Here is a 17,146-nt window from a genome sequence, read left to right on the forward strand (position 1 = left end):
ATAGCCGTTATGGCAAGACGGTCCAGATGGCGAAACCGGCATACCACAGCACGGCGGCACGCAGCAGCAGTTCCCATAACCGGTCGAGGCTGTTGATGCCCTCGGCGCCTACTGCGGGGGCCGGGATTTCGGCGGCGGCCAGGCCGACTTTCTCTACCAGTTGGGCTGCGCTGATGTCCCAGCTCAGCAACTCGTGGAGCATCACTCGGCTGACCGCGACGAAGTTGCCTACCAAGGCAAAGCTGGCCGCCAGCAAGCGCACCGGCAGCCAGTCGAACGCGTGGCGCAGTTGCCCGGCGCGTTCGGCAACCAAAGGGTTGAGGCTGTGCTCGCTGGCCAGTGCCAGCAGACGATAGGCCAGGGCGGCCACCGGGCCGAGCAGGAAATACCAGAAGATCACCGCAAAAAAACTCTGGTAAGCCTGCCACAACAGATGGCCCTGCACGCGCTCGAGCAGTTGCTCGCCGCTGTCGGCACCCAGCGCCAAGTCGCGCTCGGCCACATGTTCGGCGGCCTGCAGGTCGCCGCGCCGCCAGGCGTCGCGGAACGGCCCCAGATCAGCCAGCAGATCGCCACGGCCCAGGCTGTAGATCACCACCAGCAGGTGCACCGGCAGTGCCAGCAAACCATAGGCCACCGGTTCCAGCACCATCAGCAACAGCGCCAGCACGGCCACCGGCAGCAGCACCAGTAACGTCAGGATCAGCCAGGGCCGCTGTGCCAGGCGCGGGCTCGATTCCAGCCTGGCCAGTTCGCGCAGCCAGCCGCCATCGCGCTGCAACCGATGACGCAGGGCCGAGAACTTCTCGATCCATACAGCCAGCACCAGTACCAGGAAACTCATCAGGTGTGTCCTCCATCCTGCAGGGCGCTGCGAAAGCGCGCCCAATCAAAAGCGGGGCCGGGATCGGTCTTGCGTCCCGGGGCAATATCGCTGTGACCACAAATGCGTTGCGCGGTGATGTCCGGATAAGCCGTCAGCAATTGCCGGGTCAGCTCGGTCAGCGACGCATACTGGGCATCCGTGTACGGCAGGTCATCCGTGCCTTCCAGTTCGATGCCCAGGGAAAAATCGTTGCAGGTTTCCCGTCCTTCGAACCGCGAAATACCGGCATGCCAGGCCCGGTCGCGGCAGGACACAAACTGCGTCACCGCGCCGTCGCGCTCAATCAGAAAATGCGCAGAGACCCGTAGGTCGGCAATCCCTTCAAAGTAGGGATGTTCCGTGACATCCAGGCGATTCTGGAAAAAAGCCTGCACGTTGCCGGTGCCGAACTGAGCCGGTGGCAGGCTGATGTTATGCACCACCAGCAGTGAAATCTCGCCTGCGGGGCGCTCGTTGAAGTTGGGCGAGGGGCAATGAGCAATGCCCTGGCACCAACCGCTGGCGGGGTCCAACTGCATACAGGTTCCTTGAACGGGACAACAGATGACCAGTATGCCGCGTTCGACCCCGTGGTTGCGATCACTTGGCGTGATTGAGTTGCCGCAGCCTGTCAACCACCGCGGCCAGCGCGCGTTCGAACAGTGGGCTGTCGTCCAGCACCTGCAAACTGCCCTGCTTGAATGCCAGCGCCAGTTGGCCGGGGCTTTGCTCCAGCACCTTGAGGCCCGCGCGGTTGACGAACACATAGGTATTGGCCGGTGCCAGGATGGCGGCGAGCTTGCAGCGCAAGGCAACGTTGGCGTCCTGTTGACGCAGGATCCAGGCGCCGACCCGAAGTGAATGGACTTTGAGCAGATCGGGATCGTCGGATGGCAGGTCGATCGCCGGCTCGCCTGGCAACGTGCCAAGCACGAAAGGCTCGCGCACTTCGATCAACCCGTCGATGCGCTCGGCCGGTTGCACATGCAACGCCTGCAGCTGCACGAAGAATTCTCGGGCACTGAAAGGATCGAACGCGGCGCTGTTCAAACCATCGCGCAGCGCCTTGAGCAGGCCAGGCAACTGCTCCAGCAAACGCCGGCCGGCCTCGGTGTCGTCGTGCAGGCCGACGCTCCAGATCAGGTCGTCCATGGTGCGCAAGGCCGCCTGCCAGTGCACCGACTGCTCGCCATGCTTGAGGCTGGCCAGCAACAGCACCTGGCTCCAGGCCTGTTGCAGGAACTGCACCACCACCTGCGGCAGTACTTTGCCCAGCAGTCGCCGATTGAGCGCATCGGCCACCCGCTGACGCGCCTCGTCGGTGCGTACGCGGCCTTGTTCGGCTTCGCGGGTGTGCTGTTCGAGCAGCGCGCTGCGCCGTTGTTCGTCGGCGGTAAAGGCCCTGAACTCGGTGAGCAATTGGGAAAAAATCGCCGCGTCGTCGACAAACTCGTTGAGCAAGCGCTGCACCAGTTGCTCGACGCGCAGGTACAGGGGGTCGCGCGGCTCGTCTTCTCCCACGCTGGCGCCCATGGTCGCGGCGGCGATGTCATTGAGCAGGCGTCGCGCCGGATGGCTGGCGTGGCTGAAAAAGCCCTTGTCCAGCACCGCCACTTTCAGCATCGGAATCTGCAGGCGAGCGATCAATGACTTGAAGGTATCGGGGACGGTGCAGTCGCTGAGGATGAATTCGAACACCAGCGCAATCAGGTTGATCACGTCTTCGTCGGCTTCTTCCACCACCCGCGACTTGCCACTCTTGACGCTGACGCGGGTGAGTAATTGCTCAAGCTGGTTGCGCAGATCGAACTCGTCCTCGACCTGCGGCGTCGGCACGTACTGCTGCAAATGGGACAACAGTCGCAACAGGTCGCGGGTGGCGATGGGCTGCGGTTGGTGACTGGCTTCCAGGGTCGGCGCCACACTGCCGCGCACGGCTTTGAGTAAGGTTTGCAGCGCAGCGAAGGCTTGCTGGCCGCCCTCGTCGACGGGCAACTCGGTGGGCGGCAACGCCTCTTCGCGCCGCTGCTCACGAGCGGCACGCTCACCCGCGCGCCGCGACGGCGCAGCCTTGAGTTCAGGCAGCACGCCGGTGGCGACCAGCAACTGATTGGCTTCGCCATACAGTTGATCGGCATCGCTGAGGACGTATTTTTCGAAGAGTTTGAGCATGATCAGCTTGACGCGGATTTCCACCCCAAGGCTGCGCCCCGCCTGCAGGAAGCATTCGCAGAGCAGCGCCGGCCCCAGGGGGTTTTCACATTCGGCCAGGTGACTGCCCAACACGGCGCTCAGCCGTGCGGTGAGCTGCGCCAGCGCCAGCCCGTCGCGATGCCGCACACGCTCGAGCATGGCCTCCAGTGCCACGGCTTTTTCCAGTGCATCGCGGGGCGTCGTGGGCGCAGCTTCGTAAGACACCAGCGGCACCAGTTGCAGCTCACCGCGCCCGGCTTCGCCCAGGCTGGCGAAGGCCGCGAACAGGCGCTCCATGAACACGCGCTCGAAATTCTTGCGCTTGAGGCGCAGGTCGCGCATGGCCTCAAAGAAAATATGGTGGTCGACGTTGCTGCGGGCCTTGTCGGCCATTTCAAACAAGGTGTCGTCGGCGTTATCGAACAGGTCCTGCAAGCCCTGCTGCAGCTGCTGCGCCGCCTTGTCGCGAACCTGCAGCAACACAACCGGCAGGCGGGCGAGCGGCGATGGCGTGGCGTGCGCCTTGTTGATCGGCACCACCTTTCCGTCATTGTGCATCCTGGCCTCCTGAGACGGCGGTATCGAATGGGGCGGGACCGGCTGCGCGCCAGCACGCTCGCTGGCAAAAGCCGGCCACCACCAGGACGTCAAAGCTATGACGCCAATTGCAAGGCGCGAGATTATCTTGCAAACGAGGGGGGTTACGCCAGCACGCTCTGACATTCGCGCATAAATCAGCAGGCCGCTGGGTTCGCAGGCACACACCCCCTATAATCGAGACACTTTGTTTGTGGAGCCTGTTATGCCGAATCTGCGTCTTGCCGACCTCACCGCCGAAATTGAAGCCAACGTGCGCCGTGCGCTGCTGGAGGACATCGGCAGTGGAGACATCACCGCGCAGCTGATCCCTGCCGAACGGCTGGCCAAGGCCACCATCATTACTCGCGACGCAGCGGTGATCGCCGGCACGGCGTGGGTGGACGCGGTGTTCCGCCAGTTGGACCCTCGGGTCGCCGTGCATTGGCAGGTGGCCGATGGCGAGCGCGTCAGCCCCAATCAGGCATTGTTCCACCTAGAGGGCCCGGCGCGCTCGCTGCTCAGCGGCGAACGCAGTGCGCTGAACTTCCTGCAAATGCTGTCCGGAGTCGCCACACGCGCCCGGTTCCTGGCGGACTTCGTCGCCAGCACTCCAGTCAAATTGCTGGATACCCGCAAAACCCTGCCGGGCTTGCGCCTGGCGCAGAAATACGCCGTGACCTGCGGGGGCTGCCACAACCATCGCATCGGTTTGTACGATGCGTTCCTGATCAAGGAAAACCACATCGCGGCCTGCGGGGGCATTGCGCAGGCCATCACTGCCGCGCACAGGATCGCCCCCGGCAAGCCAGTGGAAATCGAGGTGGAAAGTCTGCAAGAGTTACGCGAAGCATTGGCGGCGGGCGCCGACATCATCATGCTTGATGAGTTGAGCCTGGAGGACATGCGCGAAGCCGTGCGCCTGAGCGGCGGTAAGGCGAAACTGGAAGCCAGCGGCGGTATCAATGAAAGCACCCTGCTGCCCATCGCCGAGACCGGTGTGGACTACATCTCCATCGGTGCGATGACCAAGGATGTGAAGGCGGTGGATCTGTCGATGCGGCTCAGTATTTGAGGCATTTCAAGCTGCAAGCAAGTCGAGTGAACACTTGCAGCTTGAAGCGTGCGGCTCTTATCTAAACCACCAGGTTATTCATCTCGCAATACTCGTCCCATTCGACGCCCAGCACCTCGGCCGCTTCCTTGTGCAGGACCAGCCGCTGAGCTTCGAATTCTTCCGGTGTCGAGGTGTACTTGAGGGTCAATTCCCAAGGCTGCAGGCCCTGGCTTTCGGCCTCGTCCTCGAATGCCCACTGGATCTGGTCGCGCTGGTCATCGGCGCTCAGGTCCTTGATCTCTTCTTTAAGCTGCGGCGACTCCTTGAGGTAAAGTTCAAGAGCTGCTTCGTGCCGCGCTGCCTGGGTCATTTCGGTCGTGGTCATGGTGTTCTCTTAGATCGAGGAATGGGGATGCATCTGGGACATCAGGTTGCGCAGATACAAAAGAACAGGCATGGATGCCGGCTCGTCTGGCCTTCAGAACCATTCTGGGATCAGCTGAAAACGTTGCCTTGAAACGCTGTTGCCTTTGTGCCCGAGACAGGAATCGAACCTGCGACCTTCGCGTTACGAGTGCGCTGCTCTACCGGCTGAGCTACACGGGCGGTGAACTAAAGCTAGCACCGCATCGGGCGTCCGGCAACTCGCGGCCTTCAGCGGGCGATGACACCCTGCGCCCAGAAGCGAGGCTGCAGGTAACTGCCCGTGGCGTCGAGGTACTGCCGCTGGGCCTGCTTGATGTGGGGCACATCGCGCAGCGCGACATGCACCAGCAACGCGATCGCCAATACACTCAACACTTTCCACACCGTCCAGGCCAACGGCCAAGTCGCCGTTGCAGGTGTTCGCCAACGATGCAACGCCATCAGCCACCCCACGACCAGCGCAAGCCAGACCTGGGAATTGGGCATCACCAGCACACCGTCGACCATGGACTGCGTCAGGGCACCCACCAACGCCGCAAACAGGCATAAGCGCAGCAGGTCCGCGCGTTCACTTGAGCGCGCGCGCTCACGCAACACAGCAACCGTGGCCCAGCCACTGCGTCCTGCCAAAACCGCCACGCACAACGTCGAAAGCACACCCCACTCACTGGCCCACTGCAATACAGCCTGATGCGGATGGGCGGCAACCTTGTTGGCAATATCGGCAAAATGCATCGGGCCGAACCCCAGCCACGGCCGCTCGGCGACCATCTGCCAACCCTGCCACCAGATCGGGCCGCGCCCCGACAGTGAAGTGGTGAGGCGCTCGCTGGCGTCATTGGACGTCTCGATCCCCAGGTAGGTCGCCAGCACCGTGAACAGCAGCCAGTAAACCCACAAGCCGCCCAGCATTGCGGCCAACTGCCAACCCAACCATCGCCGCCCCCACGGACCGAGCAGCGCCAGTACCATTCCCGCCACCCCCATGCCCAGCCAGGTGCCGCGTGTACCGCCGCTGATCGCAATCAACCACCAGGCGCACAGCAACGCAAAGGCCATCCCCCGCAGTGAGCGAGAAACGGTGGGTAACAGCAGAGGAAGCGCCAGCAACGGCAGCGTGAGTGTCTGGAACTGACCGTAGAAACGCTTATTGGAAAAACTCGACAACAGCAGGTCCGGGTTCAACGTGGGCCCGCCGCTGGCGAACGCAAGCACGCCGGCGTACAGGTACTGAAACGTTTTGATCAGGCACAGCAGCACAACGATCAGCAGCAGCGCCCGATCCAAAGGCTCACCGCCATGACGGCGCAGCGATGCAAAGGCCAGCGCGATGGCTGCGCAGCTGACGAACAGTGCCACTTCGGTCAGCGCCCAGAGCGGCTGATGGGCCAGCAGCGAAGACGTCACGCCCAAGCCCACGATTACCGACAGGCCCAACGCCGTCTGGCGATCCACCCAGGGTTCAGTGGGCGTCACCGAAATACCGTACAGCACCGCGCAGAACCCGATGGCAATCTGCATGACCCGCTGTAGATCGTGCCCACCGAACGGCGTGCAAATACCCACCACCAATAGGCACACAGCCAGCACCAGGAAAATACTGCCGCGCCGCTGTACGGATAATGTCATTGGCCAGCTCGACGTGCGTGTGGGTGCAGGCACCGTCACGCGCCGCCGGCGGCGCAGCCCTTGGCGACGTATTTGGCCTCGGCAGTAGTGGTGCAGGTCCAGCCGCTGGTAGCGTTGCGGGTCAGGCTGATGGTCTTGCCCAGGACCGGCGCCGGCGCGTCGAGGATTTCGCAGCTGATGCCACCTGCGCCGGTGGCAACGTCGCCGGTCACGTCGATCTTGCAGTTGGCGGTAGGACTGGTGCCACCGATCAAGGCCACGGTAGGGGCCGTGCCCTGATTGAGCGTGTCTTCGTACCCAGCCTTTAACGCAGTGATTTCCGCCAGGCCGGCAGTGAACTTGGCCTTGGCCTGATGGGTGGTGTACATGGGCAGGCCAATGGTGGCCAGGATGCCGATGATTGCCACGACGATTAACAACTCGATCAAAGTAAAGCCTTTCTGACGCATCACTTTCATTCTCCAAAAGAACTCATGACAAGGCGCTTCCTGCGCCCCGTGTTGTGCAGCGGCGCCAGTGTACTCATCCGCCGAGCGTCAATCGCGTGCAAGACGCATATTCTGACATTTTATCCGCCGCCGCAGCCTGCCCCAACTCACCGCCTGACTAAGCTTTGAAGCTCAACGACCGTGTGCGGAACCGTGACATGAACAACGCTTCGACGACTTACACCTGGGAAGGCACCACGCGCAAAGGGCGCAGGGTGTGCGGGCAAAGCACCGCGCACAGTCCGGCCCTGGTCAAGGCGCAACTGCGCCTGCAAGGCATTCGCCCCAGCCGTGTGCGCAGGAAAGCCCTGCTGCTGCCAAGTTTTGCGGTGCCGATCAACACCGCCGACATCGCCCTGTTAACCCGTCAACTGGCCACATTGCTCAAGGCTGGTATTGCCTTGCTGCAAGCCCTCGACCTGATCAGCGAAGGTGTCGAAAACCGGGCCGTGCGTGAACTGCTGCAAGCGCTGAAACAGCAGATCGCCGCCGGCACCAGCCTGGCTGACGCATTGGGCAGGCATCCGCGGTATTTCGATGAGCTGTACTGCAACCTGGTAGCGGCCGGCGAACAGGCCGGCGCGCTTGAAACCCTGCTGGAGCGCGTAGCGGTTCATCTGGAAAAAAGCGAGCAGCTCAAAGCCAGGATCAAGAAAGCCATGACGTATCCCATCGCCGTACTGGCGGTGGCCGGGGTGGTTACCGTTGTGCTGCTGGTGCAGGTGGTGCCGCAGTTCCAGGGCCTGTTCGCTGGCGTCGGCAGTCAGTTGCCGGACTTTACCCTGGCCGTCATCGCCCTGTCGGAATTCATGCGACAAGCCTGGTGGCTCGTCGCATTGGGGCTTGGCGCGGGGTGCATGGGGCTACGCCGGGCGCATCGAACGTCTTCACGCTTTCGCTACTGGCTGGATGCGGGTTTGTTGAAAATGCCGCTGGCAGGCAAACTGCTGCAGAAATCGGCCGTGGCCCGCTACGCCCGCACGCTCTCAACCACATTCGCGGCGGGGGTTCCGCTGGTGCAGGCCTTGGATTCCGTGGCCGGCGCCGTCGGTTCCAGGCCATTCAAACAGGCAATCGAACATATGCGTCGCGATGTATCCACAGGCATGCAACTGAACCGCGCCATGGCCTCCAGCGGCTTGTTTCCCGGCATGGCGATCCAGATGACCGCCATCGGTGAAGAGTCCGGCACGCTGGACTTGATGCTGGAGAAGGTCGCCAGCCACTATGAGGCCGAGGTAGACAATCAGGTCGATAACCTGACCAGTCTGATGGAGCCGCTGATCATGGTGGTACTGGGAGGCATTGTCGGCGCGCTGGTCATCGCCATGTACTTGCCGGTCTTCCAATTGGGGAGCGCATTTTGAGTCAGCTGTTGAGTGAATCCCCCTGGCTGTTTGTGGCGCTGACGGCTTTGCTGGGGCTGATCGTCGGCAGCTTTCTCAATGTGCTGGTGTGGCGCCTGCCGAAGATGCTTGCACGGGAGTGGCGTGCCCAGGCCCACGAAGTGCTGGGTTTTCCTGCCGAAGCAGCGGGGCCGACCTATAACCTGATACACCCCAATTCCTGCTGCCCCCATTGCGAGCAGCCGATCCGCCCCTGGAACAATATCCCGCTGCTCAGCTACCTGCTCCTCGGGGGCCGGTGCGCCCACTGCAAAGGAACCATCAGCGCTCGTTACCCCTTCACCGAACTCGCCTGCGGGGTGCTGTCGGCGCTGGTGGCCTGGCATTTTGGTTTTGGCTGGCAAGCCGCAGCGGTGATGCTGCTGACCTGGGGCCTGCTGGCGATGAGCCTGATCGATGCCGACCATCAGTTGCTGCCGGATGTGCTGGTGCTGCCGCTTCTTTGGCTGGGTCTGATCGTCAACAATTTCGCATTGCTGGTGCCGTTGTCCGACGCGGTATGGGGCGCGGTGGTCGGGTACATGAGCCTGTGGTCGGTGTTCTGGCTGTTCAAGCTGATCACAGGCAAGGACGGCATGGGTCACGGCGACTTCAAGTTACTGGCTCTGCTTGGGGCCTGGGGTGGCTGGCAAATCGTGCCGATGACGCTATTTGTGGCGTCATTGGTCGGCGTGTTTGCCGGGCTGACCCTGATGCGTCTGCGCAAGGCCCAGGTATCCACACCCATGCCGTTTGGACCCTATTTGGCGATTGCCGGCTGGATTGCGTCGCTCTGGGGTGGTCAAATAACCGACTTCTATTTGCAGTCTGTCGGTTTCCAATGAGTCCTTCTTCTGTTCCAACTCCGTGGATACTCGGCCTGACCGGTGGCATCGGCAGCGGTAAAAGCGCGGCGGCTCAGCACTTTGTCGATCTGGGCATCGATATGGTGGATGCCGACCACGCCGCACGTTGGGTGGTCGAACCAGGGCGTCCTGCACTGGCACGCATCGCTGAACACTTTGGCGACGGCGTGCTGTTGCCGGATGGTCGGTTGGACCGTGCCGCCCTGCGCAAGCTGATCTTTGAAGTCCCTGAGGAACGCCGCTGGCTGGAAGCCCTTCTGCACCCGCTGATTGGCGAAGAAATTCGCAGCCATCTGGCGCAGGCGCGCTCGCCCTACGCGATTCTGGTGTCACCGTTGCTGATCGAATCAGGCCAGTACAGCATGACCCAGCGCATCCTGGTGATCGACGTGCCGCAATCACTGCAGATTCAGCGTACCCTGCAGCGCGACGGCATCAGCGAACAGCAGGTGCAGGCCATTCTCAAGGCCCAGTCCAGCCGCGAAGACCGCCTGAACCATGCCGACGACGTGCTGGTCAATGACAGAGACCTCGCCTGGCTGCACGACGAGGTCGAGCGACTGCACCACTTTTACCTTACTTTGCGTGGAGGCCGATCATGAGCCAACCCTTGACCGTCGACTGTCCAACCTGCGGCGCACCCGTAGAATGGAAAGCGACCAACCCCAACCGGCCGTTCTGCTCGGACCGTTGCAAGCTGATCGACCTGGGCGCCTGGGCCAGCGAAGAGCACAAGATCCCGGTGGCCCCGGACGCCGAAGACGAATTATTTTCCGAAGACCTGCCACCCCGCCACTAAGGGCGCATAAACGCATATTCCTGCTGGTCGTCGAGGTTTTCTGCCAGGTATTGCAGCTCGTCGGCCAGGTCTTCGAAACTGCGCACGCCCTTGCTCTGCTGCACCACCGCGCTGAGCATGGCGCGCAGGGTCAAGCCGGGGTCGAAACCGATTTCCTGGGCCGCGTCCTGACTTCTGCGAAGTTCCTGCCGTGCCCACTCATACACACTCATGATCCGCACTCCTGGAAAATTTCGCAGAGCATGGGCCTGCCGTGGCGCGCGCGGTTTGACCTGGATCAACGCAGCGAATCGTCGTCCTTCCAGGGCGCTGAGAGGTAGCGTGTGCGATTGAACGTCTCCAGCCATTCCGGACAAAACACCACCAGCGCACTGACGACCATGCCGTTGATAAAGGCTTCCGGAAAGATGATCAGCCACAGATAACCAATGAAGTCCTCCAACCATTCCGGCATGGCGAAAAGCCCATCGAACCACAGCAACCCCAGCCCCAGCAGCAGGCACGCCAACGCCGAGAGCGCAGCAGCCAGAAAACCGGAACAGAAGATGTACACAAAGGGATTGCGTGGCTGCGCACGCTCCACCCTTAACGCGACGCCTTCTGTGATCAGTACCGGCAGCACCATCAACAGCAGGCCATTGACGCCGATTGCGGCCAGGTCCTGGCGCCCGAGCAGTACCAGGCCCGATTGCGCGGCAACACCGCCGACAATCGCCAGTGGCCAGTCCAGCAGCAGCGTCACAGCCGTCATGCCGATGAAGTGGTAGGAAACCCCGGTGTCGAAATCGCGCCGAACCAGCCACAACATGAACAGCGCGAACACCGTCCCGAACAACAAATGCTGACGCCGTCGGTCGGCCAACAACTCGACCCACGGCGAGCGCAGTACCGCCCATGCCACCACTGGCGCAAACAACAGCCAACCGACAGCGAGGGTCTGCGGTGCCAGCACCGCGGCGCCGATCATGGCCTCACCTGCCCCACGGCCGGGAGACACGCGATCGTAAGATTGTAGGAAAGCCCTCCGAAACCCCTCACCGCTCACTCCTCGTACTGGCTTGATTGCAGGAGATCTCAGTCTACACCGAGCTTTTGCGGCGGGACTTCCTGCGGTCATCATTTGGACGCTAAGCTGCACCTATGGATGACTCAGATTACTTGCGCCTGCTCACCGTAGCGGCCGAACAAGCCAATGCGTTCCTATCCAATGCCCGCAAATGGGAGCGTGAGCGTTGGGTATGCCAGCGCCTGCTGCAAGGCCTGAATGTGCCCTACCGCGCCGAGGAGTTTCACCCTGCAGGGCAAGAGCCGCCGGACGTGTTGTTTCGCGATGCCAGCTTCGAGGTGTTTTTCGTGCTGGATGAGGGCCGACGACTGAACGACGAATGGCGCGATGAGTTGCTACGTCGACGCAGCGCGTTTTCCCTGAGTCAGCTGGTACGTCGCGAGGTCAAGCCGCGCCGCATTCCGGCGCATGAATTCCTGATGCGCCTGGCGCCTACGTTGCGCAAGAAGGCACATAACTACAAAGAACGCGGGATGGACCTGAGCGAACTGGATCTTGTCGCCTTCGCGAGCCTCAAACGTGAGGTGCTCGACCTCAACAGTCACTTCCCACCGCCAACCGAGTACCTGCGCCAGGGCTGGCGCTCGCTGTCGCTGGTGGGGCCGACGTTTGCCAGGGTGTTGTTCGCCCATCCGGACGCGCCGGATTTCTTGCGCAACAACCTGGGCCGCAGCATAGTGTTCGACGTGGGCATCAGCCTCTGAGCCCTGCTGTAACGTGGCGCCCCTTTGCAACGTCTACCTGACGAGGCCTTTATGACCAGCCGCCTGAAACCCGAAGACCAACAGCGTGTCGAAGAGTACCTGCAACTCTCCCAGAACAGAGTCGAGCGCAAGCCTTTCAGGCCCTGGCTGCTCCTTTGTGTGGTGCTGGTGGCCGTGATCGGGCTTGGTCTGCTGAGCCGCCTGTTGAGTTACCTCACGCTATGAGCTGCCTGGCGCTCGCGGGGGTAACTGCTCCGATTTCTTTTAGCCTTGCGAGATATCCCCATGACCCATCGTATTATTATCGTCGGCGGCGGCGCCGGCGGCCTGGAGTTGGCTACCCGCCTGGGTAAGACTCTGGGCAAGCGCGGCACCGCCAGCATCACGCTGGTCGACACCAACCTGACCCATATCTGGAAACCTCTGCTTCATGAGGTGGCTGCCGGATCCTTGAACTCTTCGGAAGACGAACTCAATTATGTCGCCCAGGCGAAATGGAACCACTTCGAGTTCCAGCTGGGGCGCATGAGCGGGCTCGATCGCGAGCAGAAAAAAATCCAACTGGCCGCGACCCTCGACGAGGAAGGCCGCGAACTGGTGCCTGCGCGCGTGCTGGGCTACGACAGCCTGGTGATCGCTGTCGGCAGCACCACCAACGATTTCGGCACCGAGGGCGCAGCACAGCACTGCCTGTTCCTCGATACCCGCAAACAGGCCGAGCGCTTTCACCAGCAATTGCTAAACCACTACCTGCGCGCCCATGCCGGGCAGACTGACGTGGTAGAAAAAATCAGTGTCGCCATCGTCGGCGCCGGCGCGACCGGCGTTGAACTGGCTGCCGAGCTGCATAACGCCGCTCATGAGCTGGCGGCCTATGGGCTGGACCGGATCAAGCCGGAAAACATGCACATCACGCTGATCGAAGCCGGCCCGCGGGTATTGCCCGCCCTGCCGGAACGCATCGGCGCGCCGGTACATAAAACCCTGGAGAAACTGGGGGTGACGGTGCTGACGAATTCGGCGGTCAGCGAAGTGACAGCCGATGCGCTGATCACCAGCAGCGGTCAGGTGATTCCGGCCAGCCTGAAGGTATGGGCCGCCGGTATCCGCGCGCCGGGCTTCCTCAAGGACATCGACGGCCTGGAAACCAACCGCATCAACCAGTTGCAGGTGCTGCCGACGCTGCAAACCACCCGCGACGATAATATTTTCGCCTTTGGTGACTGCGCCGCGTGCCCGCAACCAGGCACCGACCGAAACGTGCCGCCACGCGCCCAGGCCGCGCATCAGCAGGCTTCGCTGTTGGCCAAGTCGCTCAAGCTACGGATCGAAGGCAAGGCGTTGCCGTCGTACAAATACACTGACTACGGGTCGTTAATCTCGCTGTCGCGATTCTCGGCGGTGGGCAACCTGATGGGCAACCTGACTGGCAGTGTCATGCTGGAGGGCTGGCTGGCGCGGATGTTCTACGTGTCGCTGTACCGCATGCACCAGATGGCGTTGTACGGCGTGTTTCGTACGGCAATGCTGATGCTGGGCAGCCGGATTGGACGCGGGACGGAGCCGAGGCTCAAGCTGCACTGACAGTAAGGTCTGGAGGGGGCTTGTTCGATGTGAGAGCAAGCCCCCTCTTGCATAGTCATACCAGTGCGTTTTCGCGCGCAAAAAAAATCCCCGTATCTTTCGATACGAGGATTTTTAATATGGTCGGGGTAGGGGGATTCGAACTCCCGACATCCTGCTCCCAAAGCAGGCGCGCTACCGGACTGCGCTATACCCCGGTAATAAAAAGGCGACCTTTCAGTCGCCTTCTTCGATCAGTGCTTTTGGCCTCTGATCTTAAGATCTGATCCCAGCGCTAACTGGTTTCAAAAATGGTGGGTCGTGTGGGATTCGAACCTACGACCAATTGGTTAAAAGCCAACTGCTCTACCAACTGAGCTAACGACCCAAATATGGTCGGGGTAGGGGGATTCGAACTCCCGACATCCTGCTCCCAAAGCAGGCGCGCTACCGGACTGCGCTATACCCCGATTTGAAGTTGGCTCCGTGACCAGGACTCGAACCTGGGACCCAATGATTAACAGTCATTTGCTCTACCGACTGAGCTATCACGGAACTTAGCACTTCAAACGTACAACTTACTGCTTTTTTACTTCCTCTTCGACCCTTGCGTATCGCTACGTTCGTGTCTCTGAGGCGCGCTATTCTACAATCTTAAAAACCCCTGTCAACCCTTTAAATTGCTTTTAAGACAATGATTTGCGCTTGTTTCTGATTTCCTCTTGGGGAGAAGAAACCCGTGGGCTGACGTTGCTGCGGGGCGCACTTTACAAGCCTTTGCCTTACAGTTCAACGCCCTAGCGAAAAAAAAGGCCCCGCAATGCGGGGCCTTCCCTTCTCAACCGGCGACCAGGCCTCAGTGGAACACGATTTCGTCGTTTTCCACGCTGGCCGTGACGCTGGTTCCCGGCATGAAACTGCCCGAGAGGATCAACTGCGCCAGCGGGTTTTCGATCCAGCGCTGGATCGCACGTTTCAGAGGCCGTGCGCCATACACCGGGTCGTAGCCCACTGCGATCAGCTTGTCCAACGCTTCGCTGCTCAAGTCCAGAGACAGCTCGCGCTCGGCCAGGCGACCACGCAGGCGACCCAACTGAATCTCGGTGATGCCTGCGATCTGATCCCGCGCCAAGGGCTCGAAGATCACCACTTCATCGACCCGGTTGATAAATTCCGGGCGGAAGTGTGAGGTCAACGCATCCATCACCGCCGCGCGTTGCGCCTCGCGATCGCCGACCAGTTCCTGGATCTGTGTCGAGCCCAGGTTGGACGTCATCACGATCACCGTGTTGCGGAAGTCCACCGTACGCCCATGGCTGTCGGTCAAACGGCCATCCTCCAGCACCTGCAGCAGGATGTTGAACACATCCGGGTGGGCCTTCTCGACCTCATCCAGCAGGATGACCGAGTAAGGCTTGCGCCGCACAGCTTCGGTCAGGTAACCGCCCTCTTCGTAGCCCACATAGCCTGGTGGCGCACCGATCAAGCGCGCGACCGAGTGCTTCTCCATGAATTCGGACATATCGATCCGCACCATGGCCTCTTCGGTATCGAAGAGGAACTCAGCCAGGGCCTTGCACAGCTCGGTCTTACCCACACCGGTCGGGCCGAGGAACATGAACGAGCCGCTTGGACGGTTCGGGTCGGACAACCCCGCACGCGAACGCCGCACCGCGTTGGACACCGCCACCACCGCCTCTTCCTGGCCGATAACGCGCTGATGCAATAGGCTTTCCATTTTCATCAGCTTGTCGCGCTCGCCTTCCAGCATCTTCGACACAGGAATGCCGGTCCACTTGGAGACGACCTCGGCAATTTCTTCCTCGGTCACTTTGCTGCGCAACAACTGGTTCTCGCTATGGCCATGCTGGTCGACCATCTGCAGGCTGCGCTCCAGGTCGGGGATAACCCCGTACTGCAACTCGGCCATGCGGTTCAGGTCGCCTTTACGGCGCGCCGCTTCCAGTTCCTGGCGGGACTGCTCGATCTTTTGCTGGATCTGCGCAGAGCCCTGCACTTCGGCTTTCTCCGAGGTCCAGATTTCTTCGAGGTCCGAGTACTCACGCTCCAGGCGCACGATTTCTTCCTGGAGTTTTTCCAGGCGTTTCTTCGCCGCGTCGTCCTCTTCCTTCTTGAGGGCCTGGGATTCGACCTTCAGTTGAATCAAGCGCCGATCCAGACGGTCGAGCACTTCCGGCTTGGAGTCGATCTCCATACGAATACGGCTGGCCGCTTCGTCGATCAAGTCAATCGCCTTGTCGGGCAACTGGCGGTCCGTGATATAGCGATGGCTCAATTTGGCCGCCGCTATAATCGCGCCATCGGTAATCGCCACCTTGTGGTGAACCTCATAACGCTCTTTCAGGCCACGCAAAATCGCGATCGTGTCTCCTTCGCTCGGCTCTTCCACCAGCACTTTCTGGAAGCGCCGCTCAAGGGCCGCATCCTTTTCTATGTACTGGCGGTACTCGTTGAGCGTCGTGGCGCCCACGCAGTGCAATTCGCCGCGGGCCAATGCCGGCTTGAGCATATTGCCCGCATCCATGGAGCCCTCGCCTTTACCGGCGCCGACCATGGTGTGCAGTTCGTCGATAAACAGAATGATCTGCCCTTCCTGCTTGGATAGCTCGTTCAGCAGGGATTTGAGGCGTTCTTCGAACTCACCGCGAAACTTGGCACCGGCAATCAGCGCCCCCATGTCCAGGGACAACAGGCGCTTGCCTTTGAGGCCGTCCGGCACTTCACCATTGATGATGCGCTGGGCCAGCCCCTCGGCAATCGCGGTTTTACCCACGCCAGGTTCACCGATCAGCACCGGGTTGTTCTTGGTGCGACGCTGCAGGACCTGGATGGTGCGACGAATTTCGTCGTCACGACCGATCACCGGGTCGAGCTTGCCGTCTTCGGCGCGCTTGGTCAGGTCGACGGTGTATTTGTCCAGGGCTTGGCGCGACTCCTCATGATTAGGGTCGTTTACCGCATCGCCGCCGCGCAGGTTGTTGATGGCATTTTCCAGGGCTTTCTTGCTGACACCCTGGCCCAGCAACAACTTGCCCAGTTTGCTGTTCTCATCCATCGCGGCGAGCAGCACCAGTTCACTGGAGATGAACTGGTCACCTTTTTGCTGAGCCAGACGATCGGCCTGGTTCAACAGGCGCGCCAGGTCCTGGGACATGTTCACGTCGCCCGTCGGGTTCTGGATTTTCGGCAGTTGGTCGAGCTCTTTGCTCAACTCCTTGCGCAGGCTGTTGACGTCAAAGCCCACCTGCATCAGCAAGGGCTTGATGGAACCACCTTGCTGTTCCAGGAGCGCCTGCATCAAGTGCGCAGGCTCAATGGCCGGGTGGTCGAGGCCCACCGCCAAGGATTGAGAGTCCGATAAGGCCAACTGCAATTTGCTGGTTAAACGATCAATACGCATTAGTCACCTTCCTTTTGAGCAGGCCGGATCTATAAACACATCCTGAATGAAGAAACCTGCCAGATACCCTTATAGATGTGGTCGATTCTGGGAGATTCAAGCAGCCGG

At 61.0% G+C, this 17,146-nt stretch carries 17 protein-coding genes and 5 tRNA genes; 8 read left to right on the top strand and 14 right to left on the bottom strand.

All coding sequences use genetic code 11. The features are described from left to right. Positions 1–7 precede the first annotated feature (7 nt). The 3 genes from ampE to OSC50_RS20355 all read right to left on the bottom strand — a co-directional run bounded on the left by ampE (position 8) and on the right by OSC50_RS20355 (position 3,616). Positions 8–844 (bottom strand): regulatory signaling modulator protein AmpE, encoded by an 837-nt coding sequence (gene ampE / locus OSC50_RS20345; protein ID WP_181079647.1) that lies wholly within the window; start codon positions 842–844, stop codon positions 8–10. Further along, positions 844–1,404, bottom strand: coding sequence for a 1,6-anhydro-N-acetylmuramyl-L-alanine amidase AmpD (ampD, locus tag OSC50_RS20350; RefSeq protein WP_181079646.1), 561 nt, complete (start codon positions 1,402–1,404; stop codon positions 844–846). Before ampD ends, ampE begins: the two co-directional genes overlap by 1 nt. Positions 1,405–1,465: 61 nt before the next feature. Next, positions 1,466–3,616 (bottom strand): DUF1631 domain-containing protein, encoded by a 2,151-nt coding sequence (locus OSC50_RS20355; RefSeq protein ID WP_266245938.1) that lies wholly within the window; start codon positions 3,614–3,616, stop codon positions 1,466–1,468. Positions 3,617–3,860: 244 nt separating this feature from the next. Between OSC50_RS20355 and nadC the strand changes: the two genes are divergently transcribed. Further along, positions 3,861–4,709: a carboxylating nicotinate-nucleotide diphosphorylase gene (gene nadC, locus OSC50_RS20360; protein WP_181079644.1), complete on the top strand. Its 849-nt coding sequence runs from the start codon at positions 3,861–3,863 to the stop codon at positions 4,707–4,709. Positions 4,710–4,770: 61 nt separating this feature from the next. Here nadC and OSC50_RS20365 read toward each other — a convergent pair whose 3' ends face one another. From OSC50_RS20365 to OSC50_RS20380, 4 genes are all read right to left on the bottom strand, one after another. Then, positions 4,771–5,076: a DUF6388 family protein gene (locus tag OSC50_RS20365; protein WP_253510431.1), complete on the bottom strand. Its 306-nt coding sequence runs from the start codon at positions 5,074–5,076 to the stop codon at positions 4,771–4,773. A 148-nt stretch (positions 5,077–5,224) separates the two neighbouring features. Beyond that, positions 5,225–5,297, bottom strand: a tRNA-Thr gene (locus OSC50_RS20370). A 48-nt stretch (positions 5,298–5,345) separates the two neighbouring features. Beyond that, positions 5,346–6,746, bottom strand: coding sequence for an O-antigen ligase family protein (locus tag OSC50_RS20375; protein ID WP_266245937.1), 1,401 nt, complete (start codon positions 6,744–6,746; stop codon positions 5,346–5,348). 35 nt (positions 6,747–6,781) lie between these two features. Further along, on the bottom strand, positions 6,782–7,195 hold the full coding sequence (locus tag OSC50_RS20380; RefSeq protein WP_277528140.1) for a pilin: 414 nt from the start codon (positions 7,193–7,195) through the stop codon (positions 6,782–6,784). A 197-nt stretch (positions 7,196–7,392) separates the two neighbouring features. Here OSC50_RS20380 and OSC50_RS20385 point away from each other — a divergent pair, with 197 nt between their 5' ends. The 4 genes from OSC50_RS20385 to yacG are packed head-to-tail and all read left to right on the top strand — an operon-like array spanning position 7,393 to position 10,284. Then, a complete protein-coding gene (locus tag OSC50_RS20385; RefSeq protein ID WP_266245936.1) occupies positions 7,393–8,601 on the top strand; it encodes a type II secretion system F family protein in 1,209 nt (402 codons plus the stop codon). Beyond that, positions 8,598–9,464: a prepilin peptidase gene (locus OSC50_RS20390; RefSeq protein ID WP_266245935.1), complete on the top strand. Its 867-nt coding sequence runs from the start codon at positions 8,598–8,600 to the stop codon at positions 9,462–9,464. Before OSC50_RS20385 ends, OSC50_RS20390 begins: the two co-directional genes overlap by 4 nt. Further along, on the top strand, positions 9,461–10,087 hold the full coding sequence (coaE, locus tag OSC50_RS20395) for a dephospho-CoA kinase (protein WP_181079639.1): 627 nt from the start codon (positions 9,461–9,463) through the stop codon (positions 10,085–10,087). The genes OSC50_RS20390 and coaE overlap by 4 nt, the downstream gene beginning before the upstream one ends. After that, a complete protein-coding gene (gene yacG, locus OSC50_RS20400) occupies positions 10,084–10,284 on the top strand; it encodes a DNA gyrase inhibitor YacG (protein ID WP_181079638.1) in 201 nt (66 codons plus the stop codon). The genes coaE and yacG overlap by 4 nt, the downstream gene beginning before the upstream one ends. On the opposite strand, the gene OSC50_RS20405 is transcribed toward yacG, so the two are convergent. Continuing rightward, complete coding sequence (locus tag OSC50_RS20405; protein ID WP_003171680.1) at positions 10,281–10,496, bottom strand: hypothetical protein; 216 nt, start codon at positions 10,494–10,496, stop codon at positions 10,281–10,283. The two genes, yacG and OSC50_RS20405, sit on opposite strands and share 4 nt — an antisense overlap. A gap of 65 nt (positions 10,497–10,561) precedes the next feature. Beyond that, entirely contained in the window at positions 10,562–11,251 is a 690-nt protein-coding gene (locus tag OSC50_RS20410) for an energy-coupling factor ABC transporter permease (protein ID WP_266245934.1), read from the bottom strand. Between the two features lie 173 nt (positions 11,252–11,424). Here OSC50_RS20410 and OSC50_RS20415 point away from each other — a divergent pair, with 173 nt between their 5' ends. The 3 genes from OSC50_RS20415 to OSC50_RS20425 are packed head-to-tail and all read left to right on the top strand — an operon-like array spanning position 11,425 to position 13,638. Beyond that, positions 11,425–12,054: a DUF1780 domain-containing protein gene (locus OSC50_RS20415; protein ID WP_253510420.1), complete on the top strand. Its 630-nt coding sequence runs from the start codon at positions 11,425–11,427 to the stop codon at positions 12,052–12,054. A 51-nt stretch (positions 12,055–12,105) separates the two neighbouring features. After that, positions 12,106–12,279 (top strand): DUF3094 family protein, encoded by a 174-nt coding sequence (locus tag OSC50_RS20420; protein WP_181079635.1) that lies wholly within the window; start codon positions 12,106–12,108, stop codon positions 12,277–12,279. Between the two features lie 60 nt (positions 12,280–12,339). Then, on the top strand, positions 12,340–13,638 hold the full coding sequence (locus tag OSC50_RS20425; RefSeq protein ID WP_181079634.1) for an NAD(P)/FAD-dependent oxidoreductase: 1,299 nt from the start codon (positions 12,340–12,342) through the stop codon (positions 13,636–13,638). Between the two features lie 120 nt (positions 13,639–13,758). Here OSC50_RS20425 and OSC50_RS20430 read toward each other — a convergent pair. The 5 genes from OSC50_RS20430 to clpB all read right to left on the bottom strand — a co-directional run bounded on the left by OSC50_RS20430 (position 13,759) and on the right by clpB (position 17,038). Continuing rightward, a tRNA-Pro gene (locus OSC50_RS20430) sits at positions 13,759–13,835 on the bottom strand. A 94-nt stretch (positions 13,836–13,929) separates the two neighbouring features. Then, a tRNA-Lys gene (locus OSC50_RS20435) sits at positions 13,930–14,005 on the bottom strand. A 5-nt stretch (positions 14,006–14,010) separates the two neighbouring features. Continuing rightward, positions 14,011–14,087 (bottom strand) — tRNA-Pro (locus OSC50_RS20440). A gap of 9 nt (positions 14,088–14,096) precedes the next feature. Continuing rightward, positions 14,097–14,172: transfer RNA gene (locus OSC50_RS20445), tRNA-Asn, on the bottom strand. A gap of 301 nt (positions 14,173–14,473) precedes the next feature. Continuing rightward, positions 14,474–17,038, bottom strand: coding sequence for an ATP-dependent chaperone ClpB (gene clpB / locus OSC50_RS20450; RefSeq protein ID WP_266245933.1), 2,565 nt, complete (start codon positions 17,036–17,038; stop codon positions 14,474–14,476). Positions 17,039–17,146: the final 108 nt, after the last annotated feature.

The organism is Pseudomonas quebecensis (assembly GCF_026410085.1).
GTDB lineage: Bacteria > Pseudomonadota > Gammaproteobacteria > Pseudomonadales > Pseudomonadaceae > Aquipseudomonas > Aquipseudomonas quebecensis.

What these genes read in the sequence shown, in the direction of transcription:
- ampE (WP_181079647.1), bottom strand. Translation starts at nt 844, where the DNA reads ATGAGTTTCCTGGTACTGGTGCTGGCTGTATGGATCGAGAAGTTCTCG.
- ampD (WP_181079646.1), bottom strand. Translation starts at nt 1,404, where the DNA reads ATGCAGTTGGACCCCGCCAGCGGTTGGTGCCAGGGCATTGCTCATTGC.
- OSC50_RS20355 (WP_266245938.1), bottom strand. Translation starts at nt 3,616, where the DNA reads ATGCACAATGACGGAAAGGTGGTGCCGATCAACAAGGCGCACGCCACG.
- nadC (WP_181079644.1), top strand. Translation starts at nt 3,861, where the DNA reads ATGCCGAATCTGCGTCTTGCCGACCTCACCGCCGAAATTGAAGCCAAC.
- OSC50_RS20365 (WP_253510431.1), bottom strand. Translation starts at nt 5,076, where the DNA reads ATGACCACGACCGAAATGACCCAGGCAGCGCGGCACGAAGCAGCTCTT.
- OSC50_RS20375 (WP_266245937.1), bottom strand. Translation starts at nt 6,746, where the DNA reads ATGACATTATCCGTACAGCGGCGCGGCAGTATTTTCCTGGTGCTGGCT.
- OSC50_RS20380 (WP_277528140.1), bottom strand. Translation starts at nt 7,195, where the DNA reads ATGCGTCAGAAAGGCTTTACTTTGATCGAGTTGTTAATCGTCGTGGCA.
- OSC50_RS20385 (WP_266245936.1), top strand. Translation starts at nt 7,393, where the DNA reads ATGAACAACGCTTCGACGACTTACACCTGGGAAGGCACCACGCGCAAA.
- coaE (WP_181079639.1), top strand. Translation starts at nt 9,461, where the DNA reads ATGAGTCCTTCTTCTGTTCCAACTCCGTGGATACTCGGCCTGACCGGT.
- yacG (WP_181079638.1), top strand. Translation starts at nt 10,084, where the DNA reads ATGAGCCAACCCTTGACCGTCGACTGTCCAACCTGCGGCGCACCCGTA.
- OSC50_RS20405 (WP_003171680.1), bottom strand. Translation starts at nt 10,496, where the DNA reads ATGAGTGTGTATGAGTGGGCACGGCAGGAACTTCGCAGAAGTCAGGAC.
- OSC50_RS20410 (WP_266245934.1), bottom strand. Translation starts at nt 11,251, where the DNA reads ATGATCGGCGCCGCGGTGCTGGCACCGCAGACCCTCGCTGTCGGTTGG.
- OSC50_RS20415 (WP_253510420.1), top strand. Translation starts at nt 11,425, where the DNA reads ATGGATGACTCAGATTACTTGCGCCTGCTCACCGTAGCGGCCGAACAA.
- OSC50_RS20420 (WP_181079635.1), top strand. Translation starts at nt 12,106, where the DNA reads ATGACCAGCCGCCTGAAACCCGAAGACCAACAGCGTGTCGAAGAGTAC.
- OSC50_RS20425 (WP_181079634.1), top strand. Translation starts at nt 12,340, where the DNA reads ATGACCCATCGTATTATTATCGTCGGCGGCGGCGCCGGCGGCCTGGAG.
- clpB (WP_266245933.1), bottom strand. Translation starts at nt 17,038, where the DNA reads ATGCGTATTGATCGTTTAACCAGCAAATTGCAGTTGGCCTTATCGGAC.